Source organism: Mesorhizobium sp. B2-7-1 (assembly GCF_006440735.1).
Lineage (GTDB): Bacteria > Pseudomonadota > Alphaproteobacteria > Rhizobiales > Rhizobiaceae > Mesorhizobium.
The window spans coordinates 49,560-71,078 of record NZ_VFUA01000006.1; the positions used below are offsets into that span (position 1 = coordinate 49,560).

The 21,519-nt window shown below is 65.6% G+C and carries 17 protein-coding genes; 10 read left to right on the forward strand and 7 right to left on the reverse strand.

The features are described 5' to 3' along the window. The first annotated feature begins 32 nt into the window (after window positions 1-32). Complete coding sequence (locus FJ471_RS04280; RefSeq protein ID WP_181179141.1) at window positions 33-1,010, forward strand: LysR family transcriptional regulator; 978 nt, start codon at window positions 33-35, stop codon at window positions 1,008-1,010. 137 nt (window positions 1,011-1,147) lie between these two features. Then, complete coding sequence (locus tag FJ471_RS04285; protein ID WP_140801914.1) at window positions 1,148-2,476, forward strand: aspartate aminotransferase family protein; 1,329 nt, start codon at window positions 1,148-1,150, stop codon at window positions 2,474-2,476. A gap of 128 nt (window positions 2,477-2,604) precedes the next feature. Here FJ471_RS04285 and FJ471_RS04290 read toward each other — a convergent pair whose 3' ends face one another. After that, window positions 2,605-3,957, reverse strand: coding sequence for an aromatic ring-hydroxylating dioxygenase subunit alpha (locus FJ471_RS04290; protein WP_140801915.1), 1,353 nt, complete (start codon window positions 3,955-3,957; stop codon window positions 2,605-2,607). Window positions 3,958-4,075: 118 nt separating this feature from the next. On the opposite strand from FJ471_RS04290, the gene FJ471_RS04295 reads away from it, so the two are divergent. Next, window positions 4,076-4,969, forward strand: coding sequence for a LysR family transcriptional regulator (locus tag FJ471_RS04295; RefSeq protein WP_140801916.1), 894 nt, complete (start codon window positions 4,076-4,078; stop codon window positions 4,967-4,969). Window positions 4,970-4,971: 2 nt separating this feature from the next. On the opposite strand, the gene FJ471_RS04300 is transcribed toward FJ471_RS04295, so the two are convergent. Further along, entirely contained in the window at window positions 4,972-6,231 is a 1,260-nt protein-coding gene (locus FJ471_RS04300) for an FAD-binding oxidoreductase (protein ID WP_140801917.1), read from the reverse strand. 12 nt (window positions 6,232-6,243) lie between these two features. Beyond that, the gene (locus FJ471_RS04305) at window positions 6,244-8,274 is read right to left on the reverse strand and encodes a S9 family peptidase (RefSeq protein WP_140801918.1); all 2,031 of its coding nucleotides are present in this window, start codon (window positions 8,272-8,274) and stop codon (window positions 6,244-6,246) included. A gap of 205 nt (window positions 8,275-8,479) precedes the next feature. On the opposite strand from FJ471_RS04305, the gene FJ471_RS04310 reads away from it, so the two are divergent. The 7 genes from FJ471_RS04310 (at window position 8,480) to FJ471_RS04340 (ending at window position 17,109) form a co-directional block, all read left to right on the forward strand. Continuing rightward, window positions 8,480-9,472, forward strand: a complete 993-nt coding sequence (locus FJ471_RS04310) for a membrane dipeptidase (RefSeq protein ID WP_140801919.1) — start codon at window positions 8,480-8,482, stop codon at window positions 9,470-9,472. 188 nt (window positions 9,473-9,660) lie between these two features. Beyond that, window positions 9,661-11,220: an ABC transporter substrate-binding protein gene (locus tag FJ471_RS04315; RefSeq protein WP_140801920.1), complete on the forward strand. Its 1,560-nt coding sequence runs from the start codon at window positions 9,661-9,663 to the stop codon at window positions 11,218-11,220. 50 nt (window positions 11,221-11,270) lie between these two features. Beyond that, the gene (locus FJ471_RS04320; protein ID WP_140801921.1) at window positions 11,271-12,218 is read left to right on the forward strand and encodes an ABC transporter permease; all 948 of its coding nucleotides are present in this window, start codon (window positions 11,271-11,273) and stop codon (window positions 12,216-12,218) included. 37 nt (window positions 12,219-12,255) lie between these two features. Further along, complete coding sequence (locus FJ471_RS04325; protein WP_224666539.1) at window positions 12,256-13,083, forward strand: ABC transporter permease; 828 nt, start codon at window positions 12,256-12,258, stop codon at window positions 13,081-13,083. After that, entirely contained in the window at window positions 13,080-14,060 is a 981-nt protein-coding gene (locus FJ471_RS04330) for an ABC transporter ATP-binding protein (protein WP_140801922.1), read from the forward strand. Before FJ471_RS04325 ends, FJ471_RS04330 begins: the two co-directional genes overlap by 4 nt. Continuing rightward, a complete protein-coding gene (locus FJ471_RS04335) occupies window positions 14,057-15,067 on the forward strand; it encodes an ABC transporter ATP-binding protein (RefSeq protein ID WP_140801923.1) in 1,011 nt (336 codons plus the stop codon). Before FJ471_RS04330 ends, FJ471_RS04335 begins: the two co-directional genes overlap by 4 nt. A 14-nt stretch (window positions 15,068-15,081) precedes the next feature. Further along, entirely contained in the window at window positions 15,082-17,109 is a 2,028-nt protein-coding gene (locus tag FJ471_RS04340; RefSeq protein WP_140801924.1) for a CocE/NonD family hydrolase, read from the forward strand. Window positions 17,110-17,132: 23 nt separating this feature from the next. Here the strand turns inward: FJ471_RS04340 and FJ471_RS04345 are convergent, their stop codons facing one another. The 4 genes from FJ471_RS04345 to FJ471_RS04360 all read right to left on the reverse strand — a co-directional run bounded on the left by FJ471_RS04345 (window position 17,133) and on the right by FJ471_RS04360 (window position 21,509). Continuing rightward, complete coding sequence (locus FJ471_RS04345; RefSeq protein ID WP_140801925.1) at window positions 17,133-17,765, reverse strand: TetR/AcrR family transcriptional regulator; 633 nt, start codon at window positions 17,763-17,765, stop codon at window positions 17,133-17,135. An 81-nt stretch (window positions 17,766-17,846) separates the two neighbouring features. Next, window positions 17,847-18,371 (reverse strand): hypothetical protein, encoded by a 525-nt coding sequence (locus FJ471_RS04350; protein WP_140801926.1) that lies wholly within the window; start codon window positions 18,369-18,371, stop codon window positions 17,847-17,849. Further along, window positions 18,364-21,243 carry a sarcosine oxidase subunit alpha family protein gene (locus FJ471_RS04355; protein ID WP_140801927.1) on the reverse strand — a complete coding sequence of 960 codons (2,880 nt, stop codon included), beginning with the start codon at window positions 21,241-21,243 and terminating at the stop codon, window positions 18,364-18,366. The genes FJ471_RS04350 and FJ471_RS04355 overlap by 8 nt, the downstream gene beginning before the upstream one ends. Further along, window positions 21,240-21,509 carry a sarcosine oxidase subunit delta gene (locus FJ471_RS04360; protein WP_140801928.1) on the reverse strand — a complete coding sequence of 90 codons (270 nt, stop codon included), beginning with the start codon at window positions 21,507-21,509 and terminating at the stop codon, window positions 21,240-21,242. Before FJ471_RS04360 ends, FJ471_RS04355 begins: the two co-directional genes overlap by 4 nt. Window positions 21,510-21,519 lie beyond the last annotated feature (10 nt).

A 21,519-nucleotide genomic window follows, 5' to 3' on the forward strand; every position in this document is an offset into this window, starting at 1 on the left:
AAACTTATGTACGGTCCCGCGAAGGAGCCCTGGTGAAGAGCGGCAGCTTCGACTTCAACCTTTTTCGATCGATCGAGGTCTTCGCGGCCGTCGTCGAAACGCGGCATGTGACGCAGGCCGCGCAGATGCTCGGCATGACGCAGTCCGCCGCATCGCAGCATCTGAAGAACCTGGAAATAGCCCTCGGCGTCAGCCTGATCGACCGCAATCTGAGGCCCATCGAGCTGACCAAGGCCGGGATCGCGCTGCATCGCCGGGCCACCGCGATCCTGGCGGAAGTCGAGGGGCTGCGCACCGACGCCCGCCGCATCAACGCCGCACCGCTGCCGCTGCTCAGGGTAGCGCTGCTGGCCTCCATCGCCACCACGCTGGCGCCGGCGCTTTCCGTGCTGGCGCGCAAGAATTTCGGTATTCCCGAGCTCAGCCTCTTTGCCGGGCTTGCCACCGACCATGTTGCGCTGCTTCGCGCCCGCCGCGCCGATCTTGCGGTGACCTCGGGCGAGCTGTTCGAGATCGAGGGGCTGACGCGCTACCCGGTCATGACGGAGCGGTTCCTGCTGGTGACGCCCAAAGGCTTTTCCGGCGACGTCGGCGACATCACGAAGCTTGCAAGAAAGCTCGCATTCGTGCGTTTCTCCAGGGAGACGCCGGTCGGTTTGCGCGTCGACCAGCATCTCAGCCGGCTGCGCATAGAATTGCCGCGGGCGATGGAAGGCGACCGCTCCAGCGTCGTGATGGCGCCCGTTGCGGCAGGCATGGGTTTCGCCATCCTGACGCCGACACTGCTCATCGACGGCCTTGCCGAGGGCATGGAGATCGACATCCATCCGCTGCCGTTCACCAGCCTGTCCCGCAACATCCTCCTGGTCGCGCGCGAGCGCGAGCTTGGGGATCTGCCCGAGGCCTTTGCCGCACGTACCGCCGAAGTGCTCAAACAGACGATAAACGAACGCCTGCCCGATCTGCCTCCAGACCACTACGCCTTGGACCCGTCCGTCGCCTCAACATGAGGCAGACCGCATTGCCTTCGTCAGATCCGCCAGCTGCTAATCGGCTGCATCAGTTATCCTGATGGATGATTTTGCCGGATGCCTTCGGCGCGCGTCCATGTTCTATCCTGCTCCCATCCAATCCGGGAGGCCAAGATATGAACGCTCCTCATACCCACTCATCGCTCGCGATCGACTGGTCGACGCAAGGTATCGTCGACCGCAGGAACCGCTTCTACTCCGCCTCCCAGCGCAAATTCGTTCCCTACAAGGATCCGCTGATCATCAAGCGTGGCCGAGGCCAATATGTGTGGGATGAGCAGGACAGGAAATACATCGACCTGCTTGGGATGAACCTTTGCATCTCGGTGGGACACGCCCACCCGCAGGTCGTCAAGGCGGCGAGCGAACAGGTCGCCGAACTGACCCACTGCACGACCATGTTCTACCATCCGGTGCCCGCCCAATATGCCGAAGAACTGGCGGGCACGATGCCGGCCGGTCATGAGTGGGTCGTCCATTTCACCAACTCCGGCGCGGAAGCGATCGACCTCGCGCTGCTGATGGCGCGTTCGCACACTGGCAACATCGACATGCTGGCGCTCGCCTCCAGCTATCACGGCGCTACCTTCGGCGCACAGTCGGTGACGGGGATAGCCGGCTTTCGCCACTCGGTCCCGCAGCTTGGCGGCGTGGCGTTCGTGCCCGAGCCGAACCAGTATCGCGGCATCCACGGCGAAGGCGTGGAGCCTTACCTGAAGGAGATCGACCGGGCGATCGCGACGTCGACGAGCGGCAGGCTTGCGGGCATGATCATCGAACCCGTGCAGGGCTATGGCGGCATCGTCCCCATCCCCGAAGGCTACATTGCCGGCGCGTTCGAGCGCGTGCGCGCCGCGGGCGGCCTTTGCATCATCGACGAGGTGCAAGCCGGCGTCGGACGTACGGGCGAGGCCTTCTGGTCCTTTGAATCGCATGGCGTGGTGCCCGACATCGTAGTGGTGGCGAAGGGCGTGGGCAACGGCATCCCGCTCGGCGCGGTCATCGCCAAGCGCGCGGTTGCCGAAACGATGGCCGACAAGTTCCTGTTCCATACCTACGGAGCCAACCCCGTCGCCTGCGCGGCCGGCAGGGCCGTCCTAAAGGTGATGCGAGAGGAGCGGCTGCAGGAAAACGCGCGCGTTGTCGGCGGCGCGCTCAAGGCCCGGCTCGAGGGCCTGAAGGAACGCTATCCGATCATCGGCGACGTCCGAGGCCGCGGCCTGATGCTTGCGATCGAGCTCGTCAGGAACCGCGCGACGAAGGAGCCGGCGCCGGAGGAAACGCTCGCGGTCTTCGAGGAGACGCGCCGCAACGGGCTCGTCGCCAGCCGATCCGGGCCCTATCGGAACGTCATCCGGATGTGCCCGCCGCTCTGCCTGGCGATGGCGGACGTCGATGATGTCGTCGACAAGTTCGAAAGAAGCTTCGCCGCCATAGCTCGGTGACGGCGTGGCTGCGCAATGCACGGCATCGGCCATTGTCCTGTCTGGCCGTGTGTTGCGCGTTGCAGGGCTTGTGGTTGCGGCGAGCGACGATCGTTCGGCGACAATCCACGTTGACCGTGGTCACATGCCTATGATGTGGCTTGGCCGTTTTTTTGCGTTCTGCCGGCCGCTTGCGGCGAGGCATAGAGCTGCGATGGCGCCGCCCAGGCCTCGTCGCCGTCCCTGCGCTCGCCGGTGATCAGAGTGCGCATCTGCGCAAGATAGGTCTCTATGAAAAAGGCCGTCTGCGATTCCAGCGGCGTATAAGGCCCGGGGCGATAGGCGCGCGAGGCAATCCCGTCGGCGTTGTCTTCCGTGATCTTCTTGTCCTGAACGGTCGTCACATCCCACATCCATGAAATCTTGTCGGCGTCGACCGACACGTCGGCGTCCTTGTCGACCAGCCACGTCAGGATCACGTCGGTCTCGTTGGCGTTGCGCGGAATCATCTGGAACATGGTCAGATAGTCGTTGGGCGCGCTCAGGAACGAGAGCCGACCGATCCGGAAGCCGTTCTCGCCGCCGTCGAACTTGCCGCGTCCACCCATCAGGCACGAGACCGGCTGGCCATCGTCGGAGAGCGTGAGACGGCCCGAGCCGATCGGCTTGCGATGCATGGCGTAGGGCATCGTGTCCAGGTCGCCAGGCTCCCACACGCCCTTGTGGAATTCGGCATCGCCGATGGCGCTGTGCCAGGCGTCGATCTCCTGCTTCCATTCGGAGGCGTTGTAGTCGTCGCGCATGGCGGTCACCTTCACATGGCCGTTGACCCGGAAATATTCGGGGTGAGCCGGGCGACAGTGGTAGCACTCGAGGAAATTCTCCAGCACCAGCTTCCAGTTCGCCTTGGTCAGGTAATTCTTGCGCGCGACGATGCGTGCGTTAGCGACCCCGTTCTCGCGCAGGAGATCGGTCAGCCCGGCCGCCGCCGGCTCGATGTCAGGCAGGCTGGAGGCATCGAGGCCGCATATCACCAGGCCGCCGATCACCTTCATCGGCACCTTGTGCAGCCCTAGACTGTCGCCATCGACGCCTTCGGGCAGGTCGCGCCGGGTCTGCAACTCACCGGTCAGCCGGAAGGACCAGGCATGATAGGGGCAGACCAGCAGCTTGCCGCGGCCATCCTTGACGCACAGGCGCGAGCCGCGATGGGTGCAGACGTTGTAATAGGCGGCAATGTCGCCCTCGCCGTCGCCATGACGGGCGACGATGATCTCCTCGTCGAACAGATGACGGATGACGTAACTGCCCTTCTCCGGAACTTCGCTCGAATGGGCCACGATGACCCATTGGCGAGGGAACCACAATTCGCGCTCGAGCGCGAAGATATCCGGGTCGAGGTAGAAGGCCTGCTGCAGCGACCAGTCCTTGCGGTGCTCGTCAATCAAGCCGACCACGCGCGCGCGATCGAGATCGGACAACATCTTGTCGTTTGCATACATGGTGGGCTCCAGGGCTGGCTAATGCCTTTTGATCAGGGTTGCAGCGAATTGCAGCACTCATCAACCATGGATTTGGCAGGCTTCCATCTCAAAAAGTCATGGAATACTGTTACCGTCGATGAAGACGCTCAAAGCCTCGCTCCCCCTGCTCAACGCGATGGTCGCTTTCGAAGCGACCGCGCGACGCGGCAACCTGACGGCCGCCGCCGAGGAGCTCGCCATTGCGCAATCAGCGGTGTCGCGCCACATCGCCAATTTGGAGAAGCGGCTCGCGCTGGACCTTTTGGCGCGCAAGGGCAACCGCGTATCGCTGACCGAAAACGGCGCCGCGCTGGCCGAGGCGATACGAGACGGGCTGGGCACGATCCGCGACGCCGTCGCGCGCCTGCAGGAGGCCGATCGCGATTCCCTCGTCATCGCCAGCGGCTACGACCTCGTCCAGGCGTGGCTGATGCCGCGGTTCGACCTCGTGACCTCGCTCGTCACGCATGGCCGTGTCACGCTGCTGACCTCCAGCAATCCCGACGATTTCGGCCGGCCGGAGGTCGGGATTTCGATACGCTTCGGGCGCCCCGAGCTTTGGCCTGGCTTCGCCGCCCGCAAGCTGTTCGACGGGGAGTGGTTTCCCGTCTGCTCGCCGGGCTTCCTCGAACGGCACCCGGCTCTGGCCTCGGAAGATCCGGCGGCCTTCCTCAACGTGCCGCTGCTGCATCTCGCCGCTCCCGAAGATGCTATCGACAATTGGAGATCCTGGATCGGCACCACCCGGAGCCTGCCCGGACCGACATTCTCCAGCTATCTGTCGATGATGCATGAGGCGATAGCCGGCCGCGGCGCGGCGCTCGCCTGGACCGGCTTCGTCGAAGAGCAGCTGAGGCTCGGGCACCTGGTGCAGTTGACCGGGACCCCGCGCCGCCATGCCGATGCGTTCTACATCGTCACCCGCCGGAAGACGACGCCGACCGAACAGATGGTGGCGCAAGCCCTGCTCGACAGCGCGACGGCGCGCTGATCTTACGCCGCGGCGGTGGCGAAACGCCTGGCGCCGTGGCGCGCGCTCCATGCGGGCATCGAGGCCTCGACATCTTCCTCGCTCGGGAAGGCATCGCGTGCGTAGCGATCGATCCTGAACCGAGCCGGATCGACCAAGCGCGGCGCGTCCAGCAGGATCTCGGCGGCCAGCCTGCCGAGGCCCGGCCCGTGGCTGACGCCGGTCTCGTTGTCGCCACCCGCGACGACGATGTTCGCATGGCCCGGCACATGCCCGACCATCAAGCCAACGTCGGGCGTGTAGCAGGGAATGCCCTGCGACCAGTTCGCGACCTTCGAGCCGCGCAGCGGCGGGAAGACGTCCTGCAGCTTCTCCATCTGCTGATCGACCATGGATTGCATCAGCTCGCGGTTATGCGGCTGGCCGGGTTCGAGGTCGCTCTCTTCCAGGCGATGCATCGGCGTGTAATGGCTCCCCGTGCCCCACATGATCGCGCCAAAGGTCTCGCGCAGCCAAAGCCGCAGCTCGCGGCACTGGATGGTCGGCAGCGTCGAGGGCAAGCCTCGATCATCGGTGACCACGCGCGTGGCCAGCACCCGCAGCAGCGGCAGATGCCAGTCGAGGCTGGCGAGGATCTCGTTGTTCCAGGCGCCCGCCGCCACGACCACGCCATCCGCCTCGATGATATCGCGGTCGGTTTCCAGCGTGACCTTGCCGCCGACGTCGCTGATCTTCCGCACCTTGGTCCTGTCGCGCACGACGCCGCCGAGCTTCTTGATCTCGCTGACCAGCACGCCAAGCGCGAGCTTGGTGTCGAGCTGGATGCCATGCGGATTGTAGGCGCCGGAGTGAACTTTCGCCGGATCGACCAGCCCGCCCATCTTCTCGCCGATCTGCGCGGCGTTCAGATCCTGCATCTCCTTCGGCGCATAAGGCGAGCTGAGCACCGGCATCACGAAATCCTCGCGCCCTTGCGGCGTCAGCGCCATGATCAGCGTGCCGTTCGGCCGGTAGCCGATCTCGGTGCCCAGTTCATGCAGCATGCGGTAGAAGTCGAGGCCGTATTGCTGCAGGCGAAGGCCTTCCTCGCCGGCCGGGATCATGCCGGCCGACCAATGCGAGACGAAGCCGGCGCCGGCGCTGGTCGTTGCCGCGCCCGGCTCGGTCGCCTCCACGAGCGTCACGGTCTTCACACCCGATTTCAGCAGATGGTAGGCGGTGGAGCAGCCGATGATGCCGCCACCCACGACCACGATATGCTTGCTGTTGGTTGCTGCCGGCATTTCTCTTCCTCCTTAAACCGTCGCGGTCGAAGAACCGCCAACATAGGTCTCAAGCCACCAGACGATGCGGGCGGCGGTGTCGATATATTCCGGATAACCGCGCAGGCTGTGGCCGGCGTTCGGATAGGTCGCGAGCGCGCTTGGCGAACCCGAGCGCAAGGCGGCGAAATGGCACTCCAGCGCCTGGCCGGGCGGCGTGCTCTTGTCGATGCCGCCGGCCATGACCAGCGTCGGCACCTTGCTGAGCTGCCGGTAAAAGGCGGGGCTGCGGGTAAAGTAGGCGCCGCCCTCTTCCCATGGCGAGGATTCCAGCATCAGCGCGTCGAATTCCGGTATCTGCGTCGTGCGGTGCTGGCTGTACCAGTCGCCGACGGGCGAGATCGGAATGGCGGCGGCGAAGCGGTCGCTGCGCGTCGGCAGCCACGCGGACATGAAGCCGCCATAGCTGGTGCCGGTGACGGCGACGCGGCCCCGGTCGACCAGGCCTTTCTCCACCAGGGCATCGATGCCGCTCAAAATGTCATCGGCATCTGCGCCGCCCATGTCGCCCTGCACGGCGCGGGCGAACGCATCCCCACGCCCCGTGCTGCCCCTCGGATTGGGAAACAAAATCGTCCAGCCGCGCGAGACGAGCAGCGGCGCGGCGCGCGTCCGCGCCATCCAGCGGTTGCGATGGGACGAGATCGGCCCGCCATGGATATCGACCAGCAACGGCGTCGGCCCGGCCGACGCCCGCGGACGGACAAGCCATCCCTGGATTTCGAGTCCGTCGCGGGCGCGCCAGGAAAATGGCTCGGCCTTGCCACGGCCTGCCATCGCGGATTGCGCATCGGACGCCACGAGCGAGGCGAGCTCGCGCAGTCCGCCGTCGGCGATCTCGGCAAGGAACGGCGGCCGGTCGTAAGCCTCCGCGATCAAGAGCGAGCCCGCCGCCCCAACCGGCGCGCTGGAGGGCGCCCACTCGCCGCAGGTCAATTCGGTCGACGACCAGCGTTCGATCACCCCTGCACCGGAGGCATCGCAATCGGCCACCACCGTCTCGTGGCTACGGATGCCAGCCATATGCAGGCTGGTGGCGGAGCGCCATTCGATCGACGTGACGTCGATCAAATTGGTCGGAACGATCGCAACCTCGCCGCTCAACGGATCGAGGATCGACAGCTGCCCGGCAACAAGGCCGCGGTCGCTGCAGAAGGCCTCGATGAAGGCGATGCGAGCACCATCGGGCGAGCCGCGAGGAACGCCGATCTGGTCGCGCGGCGTGTGAAGAAGCCTCGCCGATCCCGACTTCGGGTCGATGAGCGAAAGCTTCGCCGCATACCAGCTGCCTTCGCCATGGTCATCGCTGGTCACGGCGGCGATCCTGTCGGTGCCGCACCAGCTCGCTTCCCAGACATTGACGGGCGCCGATGTGAGCGGCGCAGGTTCGGCCTGCATATCCCAGAGCCAGATCCGGCGCCAAAGGTCCTCACCCTCGCCCCAACCGACTTCGGGCAGCCAGGCGGGCGCATCCGTCTTCTGCTTCTGCGCGTAGCCGCCGTGAATTCCAGCCAGATCCGCGCCGGTGCCGGCAACGACAAGCAGCAGCCTTTGGCCGTCTGGCGACCAGTCGATCATCTCGATCCGGCCGGGGACGTCCGCCAGCGCCGTGCCCTCGCCGGCGGACCAGATCTCGATGCGGTCGACGCCCGCCTCGCCACCCGCATAGGCGACCGCCAGGATCTGGCCGTCCGGCGAAAGACTGATTTGCCTGGTCTCCGCATCATTGAGCCGTCGAGGCGATCCATCGCCGCGCCGCACCTGGTAGAGACGGCTGACCGGCGCGCTATCGAGGCCGCCTTCGAAGCTCTGGCCGATGAAAAACATCGCATCGTCGGAGGTGTGGCCGCAAAGAGAGCGGGCCGCGAAGACGTGCCCATCCGGTCCGAAGAGGGCGGCATAGAGGCCCTGTGCCTCGGCGAATTCCGCTGCGGAGCGGAAATCCCCGGACATCCGACCGGCGGCCGGCGCGATCACAGATCCGGAATTCCGCACCCTGCTCATCTCGACTTCCCAATGCCGCGCTCAACCTGGCGCTGTCGCCACGGCAAGCTCACGGCCCCAACCATAACGACAGCCCGCGCATTGTCTAGACACCGGTGTACATTAGATTGGGCCAGGGGCCTGGGCGGCACGATGGGCGGTTGACCCGCCATGATCGGAACGCGCAGATTTCGAAGGCGGCGAAAACAATCCGGACACAGACACGATGAGCCTTGACGACAAAGTCCAGTCGATCCTGAAAAGCGAAGTCGTCTGGGATGCGCATTCCGGTTTCATGCCCGACCCGGCCGCGGACCTGAACAATCTGCGGATCTGGCGCGACGCGGGCGTCGACTATCTTTCCATCGATGTCGGCTTCGATCTCCTGCCCTGGGAAAAGACGGTCGCCACGCTTGCCTATTTCCGGCACTGGATCCTGGCGCGCCCGGCCGACTATGCGCTCGTCTCGTCGACCGATGAAATCCTCGCCGCGAAGGCGCAAGGCAAGCTGGCGGTCACCTTCGACATCGAAGGCATGAACGCGCTGAACGGCCGGGTCGAAATGGTCGAGTTCTACCATCGCCTCGGCGTGCGGCAGATGCTGTTCGCCTACAACCGCAACAACCTCGCCGGCGGCGGGTGCCACGACGAGGACACGGGTCTGACTGCGTTCGGCCGCCAGGTGATCGACGAGATGAACCGCCTCGGCATGTTCGTGGACGTGACCCATACCGGCTGTCGCACCACGATGGACGTGATGGAGTATACGGACCGGCCGGTGATCTTCTCGCATTCCAACCCGAAAGCGCTCTGCGCCCATGGGCGCAACATCACCGACGACCAGATCAAGGCTTGTTCCCGAACCGGCGGCATCATCGGCGTCGTCGGCCTCAACCGCTTCCTCGGCGAGGGCCGCACCGATTCCGAACGGCTGGCCGACCACGTCGAATATCTGATCGACCTCGCCGGGCCGCGCCATGTCGGCATCGGGCTCGATTATGCTTTCCCGGTCGAGGTCGAAGGCATCGAGGACATCATCTCCAGCAATCCGCATTTCTGGCCGAAGAACGAATATCCCGAAGGCAAGACCACCTATTCCACCCCGGGCCAGACGAAAGAACTCATCGAGGTCCTGCTGCGCCGCGGCCACTCGGAACGCACTGTTCGCGACGTGATGGGCGGCAACTTCATGCGGCTGGCGCGCGAGATCTGGAAATAGCGATCGAAACGGCTGTCGCGTCGATCGCACATCACCGGAAAAGGCGTCCCATTCGACGACATATGACGCATTTTTTTCACTAGACATATGTGTATAGCCGGGGCAGGCTGAGGCAAACAAGACCTTTGGAAGGGTCTCCCGCAGCCGAGCCGGCGCTGGCGGGCAACATAAACAAGAGGGGCAGGGCAATGATCAAAGCCGCGAACATCAACGTGACGCGCCGTGGGGTGCTGGCCGGTGCCGGGGCTCTGGGCCTCGCCTCGCTGATCTATTCCACCAAGCGCTCACAGGCGGCCGGCTCGGTTCTCAAGGTGCGCTCATATGGCGATATCCAGACGCTCGATCCGGCCTTTCGTCTTGCCGCGCCCGAAGGCGATATCACCAATGTCATTTTCGCCGGCTTGGTCGTCGCCACGCCCGGTGACAGCTGGGGCTGGAAGCCGATGGCAGTGGAGAAGATCGAGCAGCTCGATCCGCTCACCGTCGCCTTCAAGCTGCGCGACAATATCGGCTTCACCGACGGCTTTGGCCAGATGACGGCGGAGGACGTGAAATTCTCTATCGAGCGCCTCGCCGATCCTGCCAACAAATCCCCTTATGCGGGCGACTGGGCGACGCTGAAGGAAGTCGAGATCAAGGACAAGCTCTCGGGCATCATCCATCTGAACAAGGCGTTCGCGCCGTTATGGACCTCGACCTTGCCGACGCCGTCGAGCACGATCCTGTCCAAGCGCGCCGTGACCGAGGCCGGCGGCAAGCTCGGCGTGAAGCCGGTGGCGCAGTCGGGCCCTTATCTGCTCAAGGAATGGACGCCCAAGCAGCGCACCGTGCTCGTGCGCAACCCCGACTGGAAATACGAGCAGGGCGGCTATGACGAGATCCACGTCCATCCTATCGAGGACGAAAAGACCGCCGAGCTCGGCTATGAGGCGGGCGACCTCGACTACACCTGGACGTCCGTGTCCTCGATCAAGCGGCTGAAGGAAACGCCGCCGGCCGACACCGTCGTGGTCGAGAAGCCATCGCTCGCCTTCGTCTGGCTCGGCATGAACCAGATCGCGGCGCCCTTCGACAATCCGGACCTGCGCCGCGCCGTGCAGTACGGCGTCGACCGCAAGGCCGTGGTCGACGCGGCCTATTTCGGCGCCGCCGCCACCTCCACCGGCATCATCGCGCCTGGGCTCATCGGCCACCGCGAGAAGAACCTCTACGAATACGATCCCGACAAGGCGCGCGAGCTGGTCAACAAGGCCGGCGCCAGCGGCGTCACCGTCACGCTCGACATCCTCAACAAGGCGGAACGCCTGTCGGCGGCGCAGGTCGTGCAGGCGAACCTGCAGGACATCGGCATCAACGTCGAAATCAAGCAGAACGACAGCGGCACGTTCTGGACGCTGGGGTCGAAGCAAAACCCTTATTACAAGAAGCTCCAGATGGTGCTGTCGCGCTTCTCGATGCAGCCCGACCCGAGCTGGGCGACGGAGTGGTATACGACCAGCCAGATCGGTGAGTGGAACTGGGAGCAGTTCAGCAGCGAGGAATTCGACAAGCTGGTCACCGAAGGCAAGATCGAGCTCGACCCGGCCAAGCGCGACGTCATGTACAAGAAGATGCAGGACCTGATGGAGGAGAGCGGCTGCTACGTCTTCCTCACCCACGAGGTCACCGGCGTGATGTACCGTAAGAGTGTGGCGGCCGCCCTCAAGCCGAATGGCGAGCCCTGCTTCGCGGACTTCAAACCTGCCTGACGTGATGGAAGACGACGGCACGGCGCGGGGCGGGATGGCCGGCTCCTGAGATGCTCCGCTATGCGCTGAAACGACTGGGGCTGGGCATCATCATCGTGAGCGTCGCGATGGTGATGCTGTTCGCTATGATCTATGTGATCCCGGGCGACCCGGCATCCGTGGCGCTCGGCCCGCGCGCCACGCCCGAGATGATCCAGGCCTTGCGCAGCCGCATGGGGCTGGACCAGCCGATCTGGATCCAGTTCTTCAGGTTCTATTTCTCGGCGCTGCGCGGCGACCTCGGCACCGAGGTGCTGTCCGGGCGGCCGGTGCTGGACGTCGTGTTCGAGCAGCTGCCCTACACCCTGGCGCTGATCGCGGGCGCGATCTCATGGTCCGTGCTGCTCGGCATTCCGCTGGGCTGCATCGCGGCGGTGCGGCGCGGCGGCTTCGTCGACCGCGTCATCGGCATCCTGTCGGTCGCGGTGATCGCGGTGCCATCCTTCGTCATCGCGATCTATTCGCTGCTGATCTTCGCCGTCGCCCTGCAGTGGCTGCCGGCCATCGGCGCCGGCGAGCCCGGCAATCTCGCCAGCCAGCTGAAACATCTTGCCCTGCCTTCGCTGGCGATCGGCGTCGGCTGGGTCGGCTACATCGCGCGCATGGTGCGTGCCTCCATGCTGGAAACGCTGGAAGCCAGCCACATCCGCACGGCGCGCGCTTTCGGCCTGACCGATCGTCGCATCACCTATTCCTATGCCTTGCGTATCGCCATCCTGCCGACCGTCACGCTGCTCGGCGTCGGCATCGGCAACATGGTGTCTTCGGCCGTCTTCGCCGAGATCGTCTTTGCCCGCCCCGGCATCGGCAAGCTGGTCTACGAGGCGATCTCGGTGCGCAATTATCCGGTCGTCACCGGCGCCGTGCTGGTGACGACGGTTTTCTTCGTCGTCGTGAACGCTCTCGCCGACATCCTCATTGGTGCGTTGGACCCCCGTGTCAGAACAAGTCTTAATTGACCGGCCATCGCGGCAGCGCGTCGCCAAGATCGGCCGCGTGCTTCGGCGCATCCTTCGCGAGCCGCTCGGCGCGTTCGGTCTCACCCTGGTCGTGATCGTCGTTCTGTCGGCTGTCTTCGCCGACGTGCTTACCAGCTATTCACCGACGAAGCTCGCGCCGGCCGAGCGCTTCGCGCCCGCGAGCCTGCAGCACCTGCTCGGCACCGACCATCTTGGACGCGACCTGTTCTCGCGTGTGCTCCATGGCGGCCGCATCGCGCTGGCCATTGCGCTTGGCGCGACCGGCCTGTCGCTCATCGGCGGCATCGTGCTCGGGCTCATCGCCGGCTACGGGCCGCGCTGGCTCGACAATCTGATGCTCCTGCTCTTCGATGCCATCAAGAGCTTCCCGACCGTGATGCTGGCGCTCACGCTGGTCACGCTGACCGGACCTTCGCTGCTTGCGGTGCTGATCGTGGTCGTGCTGGTCAATGTGCCCGGCTATGCCCGCATCATCAGGACACAGACGCTTGTCCTGAAGTCGGCCGAGCATGTCATGGCGGCGCGCTCGATGGGCGCGAGCACCGCGCGCATCCTCACCATCCACATATTGCCCAACGTCATCGGCCCGATCCTCATCCTCGCATCGATGGACATCCCGGTCGTCGTGGCGATCGAGGCGGGTCTGAGCTTCCTCGGCCTCGGCGTCAGGCCGCCTCTGCCAAGCTGGGGCGCGATCCTGAACGACGGCTTCGTCAACATCCGCGATTCATACTGGATCGTGGTCGCCGGCGGCCTGCCGATCATCCTCACCACGCTCGGCTTCACCTTCCTCGGCGAGACCCTGCGCGACGTTTTCGACCCCCGGCTGAAGAGGCGCGAATGACCGTCCTCGACGTCAAGGACCTCAGCGTCGACTTCGCCACCGAAGCCGGCACGTTGCAGGCGCTGCGCAAGGTGAGCCTGAAGGTGCCGGCGAACCGGATCGTCGGCGTCGTCGGCGAGTCGGGCTGCGGAAAATCGACGCTGATCAACGCCGTTCTCGGCCTGCTCGCCGACAATGGCAGGGTCACGGCAGGCCAGATCCTGTTCGAGGGCAAAAGCGATCTCGTTCATCTCGACGGCACAGGCATGCGGGCGCTGCGCGGTCAGAGGATCGCAACCGTCTTCCAGGACCCGATGGGGGCGCTGAACCCGGTGCTGTCCGTGGGTAAGCAGATGCGCGACATCCAGTACCGCTCCGGACGGTCGCGCAAGGAGAAGGACGCGCTCTCCGTCGAGATGCTGCGCAAAGTCCGCATTCCAGATCCCGAGCACCGACTGGCGCAGTTTCCGCACGAATTCTCGGGTGGCATGAAGCAGCGTATCGCCATCGCCATGGCGCTGCTGATGCGGCCCTCGCTGCTGATTGCCGACGAGCCGACGACGGCGCTCGACGCCACGCTCGAAGTCGCCATCATCGAGTTGCTCAAGGACCTGCAGAAGCAGATCGGCTGCTCCGTGCTGTTCATCTCGCATCATCTGGGCGTCATCGCCGAGCTGTGCGACGAGATGATCGTCATGTATGCCGGCGAAGTGGTCGAACGCGGCTCGACCCGCGACATCTTCCACAACCCGCGACATCCCTACACGAAGAAGCTGCTCGCTTGCGATCCGGCAAGGCTCGCGCGCCGCGAGCCGCGGCTGCCCACCATTCCCGGTACGCTGCCGGACCTGCGCAACCGCCCCAAGGGCTGCGTTTTCCAGTCACGCTGCGAGCTAGCGGACGACGTCTGCTCCACGATGCCGCCCGACACAGCGCTGAGCACGTCCCATGTCGCGCGATGCTGGCACACCGACGAGACGGCCGGAGCGGCCGCATGACGACAGAGCCCCTGCTTTCCGTTTCCGATCTTCGGGTGCGTTTCCGCATCGGCGGCATGATGAGCGCGCTGGCCGGCCGGCGGACGGAAATAGAAGCCGTCTCCGGCGTCGGCTTCACGCTGGAGCGCGGCCAGACGCTTGCGCTGGTCGGCGAATCCGGATCGGGCAAGACGACGCTGGCGCGCGCCGTCGACGGGCTGCAGCCGGCCGCGGGCGGCTCGATCCGCTTCGAGGGCCGCGAGTTGCGCGACCTGCCGAAGAAGGACTGGAAGCCGCTCCGGCGCAAGATGTCGATGATGTTCCAGGACCCGGTCGGCTCGCTGTCGCCGCGCCTCAGCGTCCGGTCGCTGCTGGCGGAGCCTTTCGCCATCCACGGCCTGTCCGGCCGCAGCCTCGATGCCGAGGTCGAGCGCCTGCTCGCCCTGGTCGGACTGCCGCGCGATTTCGCCGACCGTTATCCGCACCAGCTCTCCGGCGGCCAGGCACGCCGGGTCGGCGTCGCAAGGGCCGTCGCGCTCGACCCGGAGCTGATCATCGCCGACGAACCGACAGCCGGGCTCGACGTATCGATCCAGGGCGAGGTGCTCAACCTGCTCAACGACCTGCGCGACCGCATGGGCCTGTCGATGCTCATCATCACCCACAATCTGCACGTGGTCCGGCAGATCGCCGACCGGATGGCGGTGATGTATCTCGGGCGCTTCGTCGAGGAAGGCGAGACCGAGGCGATTTTCCGGGCGCCGCATCATCCCTACACAGCGGCATTGCTGTCCGCGAACCCCGAACCAGATCCGGACAAGGTGCATAACCGCATCGCGCTGCCGGCCGAAGTGCCATCGCTGCTCGACAGGCCTTCGGGCTGCGAGTTCCACACACGCTGTCCGTTCGCGCAAGACATCTGCCGGACGCAGGCACCCACCCCGTCCGCGCTCGGCTCGAGCCGGCTCACCTGTCACTTCCCGCTCAATGCCGGCCCAAGCGCCGTCGAGGCAATCGCCGCAAGTTAAAGAAGGTCCGTCCGATGAAAGACATCCGCGTGGTCACCGATTTCCCGCGCAAAGTCCGTGAGATCGAGAACCTGTGGATCCCGATGCCGGACGGCGTGAAGCTCGCCGCGCGCATCTGGCTTCCGGAGGACGCCGGGGCCGATCCGGTGCCGGCCATCCTCGAATACCTGCCCTACCGTAAGCGCGACGGAACGGTGGAGCGCGACGCGCTCACCCATCCCTATTTCGCCGGCCACGGCTATGCCGGCGTGCGGGTCGACATGCGCGGCACCGGCGACAGCGAAGGCGTCTGCAAGGGCGAATATCTGAAGCAGGAACAGGACGATTGTCTCGCCGTCATCGAATGGCTGGCGGAGCAGCCTTGGTGCTCGGGCGCGGTCGGCATGATCGGCATCAGCTGGGGCGGCTTCAACGGGCTCCAGGTCGCCGCCCGTCGCCCGCCGGCGCTGAAGGCAGTGATCTCGCTCTGCTCCACTGACGACCGCTATAACGACGACGTCCACTATCTCGGCGGCGCGCAGATGTGCGACAATCTGTTGTGGGGCACGACCGCCTGGGCAATCGCCATGACGCCGCCCGATCCGCTGATCGTCGGCGACCGTTGGCGTCAGATGTGGGAGGGTCGCCTCAACGGCAACGGCATATGGATGCAGGACTGGTTCGAGCATCAGCGCCGCGACGACTTCTACAAGCACGGCTCGATCTGCGAGGACTATGCCGACGTTGAGATTCCCGTCTATGCGGTCGGCGGCTGGGCGGACGGTTATCCGAACCCGATCTTCCGCATGCTCGAAAGCCTGCCGGGCGTCCGCAAGGGGCTGATCGGCCCGTGGGGCCACAAATATCCGCATTTCGCCATGCCGGGGCCGCGCATGGGCTTTCTCCAGGAATGCCTGCGCTGGTGGGACCAGTATCTCAAGGGCATCGACACAGGTATCGCCGACGAACCCATGCTGCGCGCCTGGATGCAGGACCCGGCGGCGCCGGCCGCGATCTATGACGAGCGCCCCGGGCGCTGGGTGGCGGAACCGTCCTGGCCGGGTCCCGGCGTCGGCCAGCACACCCTCGCGCTCTCGCCCGGCAAACTCGCCGAAGACGCCGGCAGCGACGATGTCCTGACGATCCGCTCGCCCTCAACGGCGGGGCTCTCCTCTGGCGCGTGGTGCGGCTACGGCGTGCTGCCGACCTTGCCGGTCGACCAGCGCATGGAGGCCGGCAACGCGCTCGTCTTCGAGACCGAGCTGCTGGAGGAAGCCGTGGAAATCCTCGGCTTCCCGGAATTCGAAGTGAAGCTCGCCTCGGACAAGCCGGTCGCGCTGATCTCCGCGACCCTGTCGTTGGTGCAGGAAGACGGCGCCGCCTCGCGCGTGAGCTACGGCGTCCTCAACCTCACGCACAGGCATGACGATCTAGATCTCAAACCGATGACGCCGGGCGAGGCCGAGGCGGTGCGCTTCAAATTGCGCTGCTGCGGCCAGCGCTTCGAGAAAGGCCAGCGCATCCGGCTCGCCATCGCCACCGGGCATTGGCCGATCGTCTTCCCGGGGCCGGAGAACGCGACGCTTTCGATCTATTGCGCCGGCAGCAGACTGATCCTGCCGGTGCGCAAGCCGCAGCCGCTCGACAAGACGCTCGCGGCATTCAAGGGGCCGGAAAGCGCCGCGCCGATGACGCAGGAAGTGATCAAGGCGGGCGAGCCTTTCCGGCGCGAGGTGACCACGAACCAGATCACCGGCGAGGCCACCTACACAGTCGTCATCGACGGCGGCACGGTGCGCCATCCGCATACCGGGATCACCCTGTCGCAGAGACAGACCGAGATCTTCATCGTCCACCCGGACGATCCGAACTCGGCGCGCGGGACCGTGACCTGGGACAAGACCTATTCGCGCGGCGACTGGAACGCCCGTGTTTCGGTCTCCGCCACGGTGCGCGCATTGCGCGATGTCTGGCGCATGGAAACGCATCTCATCGCCCGCGCCGGCGAGGAGGTCGTGGTCGACCGCGAGGAAGTCAAGGAATTTCTACGCGATCTGAATTGAAGTGATCGCGGAACGGGGAGCGGTCAGCCGGGGCTTTTCAGCAGCATCTTTTCGGCGAAGGCCTCGACCTCTCCTGCACGAGGCTCTTCACCGGTGTGCGTGAGCAGGTAGGCCGGCGTCAGGAAAAGACGGTTGCTGACCGGCTCGACGATCTCGAGCGAGTAGTAGCCGATCTGCGTGAAATAGAGCACGCGCGCCCGCACGAACGCTTCCGTGTCGGCATAGCCGTGCCGCGAGAACATCGCGCGGACGGCGTCGACCCGCGTATCGTCTTCCTCGCTGACGATCCGATGCACATTGGCGGACTGGCGCGACCAGGCGCGCACGGCGAAATCCAGCCGCGGATTGAACAGCGATTCATCCAGCCAGCACTCGAAGACATTGAGCACCGCCTGCGTGATCGACGCGGCCGGCCGGCCGGCCTGCTCGACGATGAAACGCGTGTTGTTGTTGCGCCAGTAGTCCAGCAGTTGGTCGAGCAGGTCCTGGCGGCTCTTGAAGTACCAGTAGAAACTGGAACGGGAAACGTTCAGCTTCTGCCCCAGCGCAAGCACGCGCACCGCTTCGACGCCTTCGGAGATCAACGTCTCCAGCGCGAGGTTCATCCAGTCCTCGCGCGTCACCTTTGTATTGCCGATCAGACCGGACCGCCGCATGACTTCATCAGCATTGGAATCGGAGAACATAGCGGGCCGGCCAAGTTTGAACGCCGGCTAGATAGACCTGAAACCACCCCACTACAACACTTGCGCTTGTTCGAACCACTCCCAAAGATACGGGGCAAGGCCGCGGTCGACGTGGAGCCGCGCCCGATCGGAGTCGCCGAACCGGTAGAAGAGAACGCCGGCGCCGGCAAAGAGGATCGAAGCCGAGCGGCTTGCTGCCCCCGGATCCAGCGCCGTGCCCCTGGCGATCAAGCGGTCCAGGCCGGGTCCCTCGATCTCGAACACATGCAGTCCGGCGTCCATGACCGTGACCGCGAAACCGGCGGCGTGCCAGCCGGCCACGATGGGGAATGGCTGTCCCCCGACCGCGAGAACGCGGTCGCGCGCGATCCGCACCATGTATTTGTTGCCGTTGGCAATTGCGCCGGCTCCGACACCTTCGCCAGCAAGCCCGGAAGCCTTCGACCAAGCCGCAAGGTCGCCGCTGACCAGAAGCTGGTTCAGCCCGCCAAGCGTTCGCACGCTGACGCTGCCTTTGCTAAGCGTAGCAGTGGCGAAGTCGGGCGCCGCCGGCCACTTTTCGGCAAGGTTACGCATGGAGCCGACTCCCTTCCGGATCGAAGGCGCAAGGCGCGACGATCGTCGCCTGCCGCACAACGCCAAGATGCTGAACGTCGATGGTCTCGCCGTGCCGCGCCGCGCCGCGTTCGATGAGCGCCAGGCCAACCGGACGTCCCAGGGTTGGGCTCTGATAACTGGAGGTGACGAAGCCGATGCTTCTGAGCCGGCCCTCGCGCTTCTCCACGCCATGCGCGCCGGTCGCCAGCGGCGCCTCGCCTTCGCGAAGCGCGAGGCCGACGAGCTGATTGCGGTCCGCGCGGTTCCCCGCTTCGGTGAAAAGCGAGCGCCGACCGACGAACTCGCTGGCGCGTTTGGTCCGCGGTCCGGCGACGCCCAGATCATGCGGCATGGTGGTCCCGTCGGTGTCCTTTCCGATGACGATATATCCCTTCTCGGCGCGCAGGATCATCAGCGATTCAAGCCCGAGCAGCACGGCGTCGAAGGCGCGGCCCTCCTGCTGCATCCTTGCCCACAGCGCCTCCGCCCGATCGGCGCGGATGGAGATCTCGTAGCTGCGGTCGCCGGTGAAGGAGACCCTGGCGACGCGAACCTCGTTGCCGGCAAAGCGGCCGGCGGCGACGGCCATGTGCGGCAGGCTGGCATCGTCAAGTGCTGCGCCCAGGTCGAGCGCTTCCACGACCTGGCGCGCATTCGGACCCGAAACGGTCAAGGTCGCGTATTGCGCGGTGGCATTGTGGATATAGACCGCGTCGCGGCCGAAGCGGTCCTGCCGCCATTCCTCGAGGCGCGCATGGACCGCGGTGACATGCGACGACGAGCAGGAGACGATGAAGCGATGCTCGTCCAGGCGAACCAGGACGCCGTCATCGAAGACGACGCCGTTTTCCGACAGCATGAAGCCGTAGCGGCAATGGCCCGGCTTCAAGGTCGACATGGTGTTGTAATAGATGAAGTCGACAAACTCGGCCGCGCGCGGGCCGATTACTTCGATCTTGCCCAGCGTCGAGCCGTCGAAGAGCGCCACGGATTGCCGGGCGCGCCGCGCCTCATCCTGGATCGACGCGCCAGCTTCGCCGCCGCCATAATAGGCAGGCCGCAGCCAACCGCCATATTCCTGGAACACCCCGCCTGCCGCACGGTGGGTTGCCTCCAGCGGCAGGCGGCGGACCGGAGCGTGCATGCTGCCGCGGCGCGACCCGACCAGGCTGGCGAACGGGACAGGCGTGAAGGGCGGGCGGTAGGTCGTGGTGCCGACTTCCGCGATGCCGCGCCCGGTGATGTCAGCGAGCAGCGCCAGGCCGTTCAGGTTCGAGGTCTTGCCCTGGTCGGTAGCCATGCCGAGCGTGGTGTAACGCTTCAGGTGTTCGACCGAGACGAAGTTCTCCCGCGCCGCGAGCTCGACGTCCTTGGCGGTGACGTCACTCTGGTAGTCGATCCAGACGCGGCCCTTGGTCTTGGGTTTCGGCCACAAGCTGACGACGCCGAGCGTTGCTTCCGCTCCCGTGCCGCGAGGCGCCGACGACGATGAGCGGAAGTCACCGGTGGCCGCGGCGCCGCTGGCCAGGGCATCCGAAAGCGAGACCGCGCCGGCCACGGCGCCGGCGACGCCAATCCCGTCGACGGCTTCGCCGGGGATGAAGGCCGCCAGTTGATCGCTCCAGGCGAGCTTGCCTTTCGCCTGCGAGAACAAATGCACGGTGGGTGTCCAACCGCCGGAGACAAGCACGCAGTCGGCCGCAAGCGTCGTGCCGTCGTCGAGCAGTACACCCTGGACAGCATTGCGCCCGCGCGCCGCCATGATCGTACGACTCGCCAGAACGCGAACACCTGTTCCCGCTTGCGCGCCGCCCTCACGCCGGCAATCGACCACCGTCACCGAAGCGCCGGCCGCCGCGAGCGCCGAGGCCGGCTCATAGGCGCTGTCGTTGTTGGTCGCGACCACAATCTCGCGGCCGACAAGCACGCCATGCCGGCGCAGATAGCTGAGCGCCGCATCGGCGGACAGGATTCTCGGAAGGTCGTTGTTGGCGAACGGCACGGGACGTTCGATCGCGCCCGTCGCAAGCACGATGCGGCGGGGCCGCACGCGCCAGAGCGTGTCCGGTCCGCCGTCGGAGTGACGCTGGTTGAGCGCGACCAGATTGTGGTCGTAGAGGCCAAAGGCGGTCGTATCGCTCAGCACCAGCTGACCGCCGCTCTTCAGTTCGGCGACCGTCGCGTCGACCCACGCCTTGCCCTCGACGCCATCGACTTCCCCGGCGCGGTGACGCAGCGACCCGCCGGGATGCGTCCTGTCGTCGACCAGGACGACCGAGTGTCCGGCCGCTGCCGCGCTGGCAGCCGCGGCCAGGCCGGCGGGCCCGGCGCCGACCACCAGGACGTCGCAATGATGGTTGACCTGATCGGAGACCTGGCGCGGCTTCCAGTCGCTGTCGACGACGCCAAGTCCGGCCATGGCGCGGATGCGCGGTTCGAACAGGTGCCAGTCCGGCCACATGAAGGTCTTGTAGTAGAAGGCAGCCGGCAGGAAGCGCGCGAAGCGATCCAGGACCGCGTTGCGGTCGTTCTCGGCCGTCGGCGAAGCGTTGACGCTCCTGACCTTGATGCCGTCGACGGCTTGCACGGTCGTGGCGCGTGCATTCGGCACGCGGCCGACCGCGCTCCCGACATCGACCAGCGCGTTGGGTTCCTCGACGCCGGAGCCCCAGATGCCGCGCGGCCTATGGTATTTGAAGCTGCGGCCAACCACGGCCTGGCCGCTGGCGAGCAAGGCTGAAGCGATCGTATCGCCCGCAAAACCCTCGACGCGCCTGCCGTCGAAAGTGAAGCTCAGCGGGCGGTCGCGGTCGATGTCGCTGCCGCCGGCGGTGAGACGGGAAGCGCTCATGCGCCGTGCTCCGCTTCGCCGAGCACGGAAGAACCCGACACCTTGTGATTGACGCTGTCGCGGCTCATGGCGAAGAACTCGCCGCAGGTCAGATGCACCCAGATCTCGCGGGTCGGCCCCTTCGGATTGTCGCGCATGTGGAGATAACCGGCCCAGCGCTCGGCGGTCACCTCGCTGCCGTCCGGCCTCAGATTGCCGGCCTCGCCGCCATAGTGAAACTCGCTTTCTTCGCGCGGCCCGCAGAACGGACAGGGAAAGAGCTGCATCTTTTCTACA

Bases quoted from the DNA above. Each gene is read 5' to 3' on its own strand.
- FJ471_RS04285 (WP_140801914.1), top strand. From the start codon at position 1,148: ATGAACGCTCCTCATACCCACTCATCGCTCGCGATCGACTGGTCGACG.
- FJ471_RS04290 (WP_140801915.1), bottom strand. From the start codon at position 3,957: ATGTATGCAAACGACAAGATGTTGTCCGATCTCGATCGCGCGCGCGTG.
- FJ471_RS04295 (WP_140801916.1), top strand. From the start codon at position 4,076: ATGAAGACGCTCAAAGCCTCGCTCCCCCTGCTCAACGCGATGGTCGCT.
- FJ471_RS04300 (WP_140801917.1), bottom strand. From the start codon at position 6,231: ATGCCGGCAGCAACCAACAGCAAGCATATCGTGGTCGTGGGTGGCGGC.
- FJ471_RS04305 (WP_140801918.1), bottom strand. From the start codon at position 8,274: ATGAGCAGGGTGCGGAATTCCGGATCTGTGATCGCGCCGGCCGCCGGT.
- FJ471_RS04310 (WP_140801919.1), top strand. From the start codon at position 8,480: ATGAGCCTTGACGACAAAGTCCAGTCGATCCTGAAAAGCGAAGTCGTC.
- FJ471_RS04315 (WP_140801920.1), top strand. From the start codon at position 9,661: ATGATCAAAGCCGCGAACATCAACGTGACGCGCCGTGGGGTGCTGGCC.
- FJ471_RS04320 (WP_140801921.1), top strand. From the start codon at position 11,271: ATGCTCCGCTATGCGCTGAAACGACTGGGGCTGGGCATCATCATCGTG.
- FJ471_RS04330 (WP_140801922.1), top strand. From the start codon at position 13,080: ATGACCGTCCTCGACGTCAAGGACCTCAGCGTCGACTTCGCCACCGAA.
- FJ471_RS04335 (WP_140801923.1), top strand. From the start codon at position 14,057: ATGACGACAGAGCCCCTGCTTTCCGTTTCCGATCTTCGGGTGCGTTTC.
- FJ471_RS04340 (WP_140801924.1), top strand. From the start codon at position 15,082: ATGAAAGACATCCGCGTGGTCACCGATTTCCCGCGCAAAGTCCGTGAG.
- FJ471_RS04345 (WP_140801925.1), bottom strand. From the start codon at position 17,765: ATGCGGCGGTCCGGTCTGATCGGCAATACAAAGGTGACGCGCGAGGAC.
- FJ471_RS04350 (WP_140801926.1), bottom strand. From the start codon at position 18,371: ATGCGTAACCTTGCCGAAAAGTGGCCGGCGGCGCCCGACTTCGCCACT.
- FJ471_RS04355 (WP_140801927.1), bottom strand. From the start codon at position 21,243: ATGAGCGCTTCCCGTCTCACCGCCGGCGGCAGCGACATCGACCGCGAC.
- FJ471_RS04360 (WP_140801928.1), bottom strand. From the start codon at position 21,509: ATGCAGCTCTTTCCCTGTCCGTTCTGCGGGCCGCGCGAAGAAAGCGAG.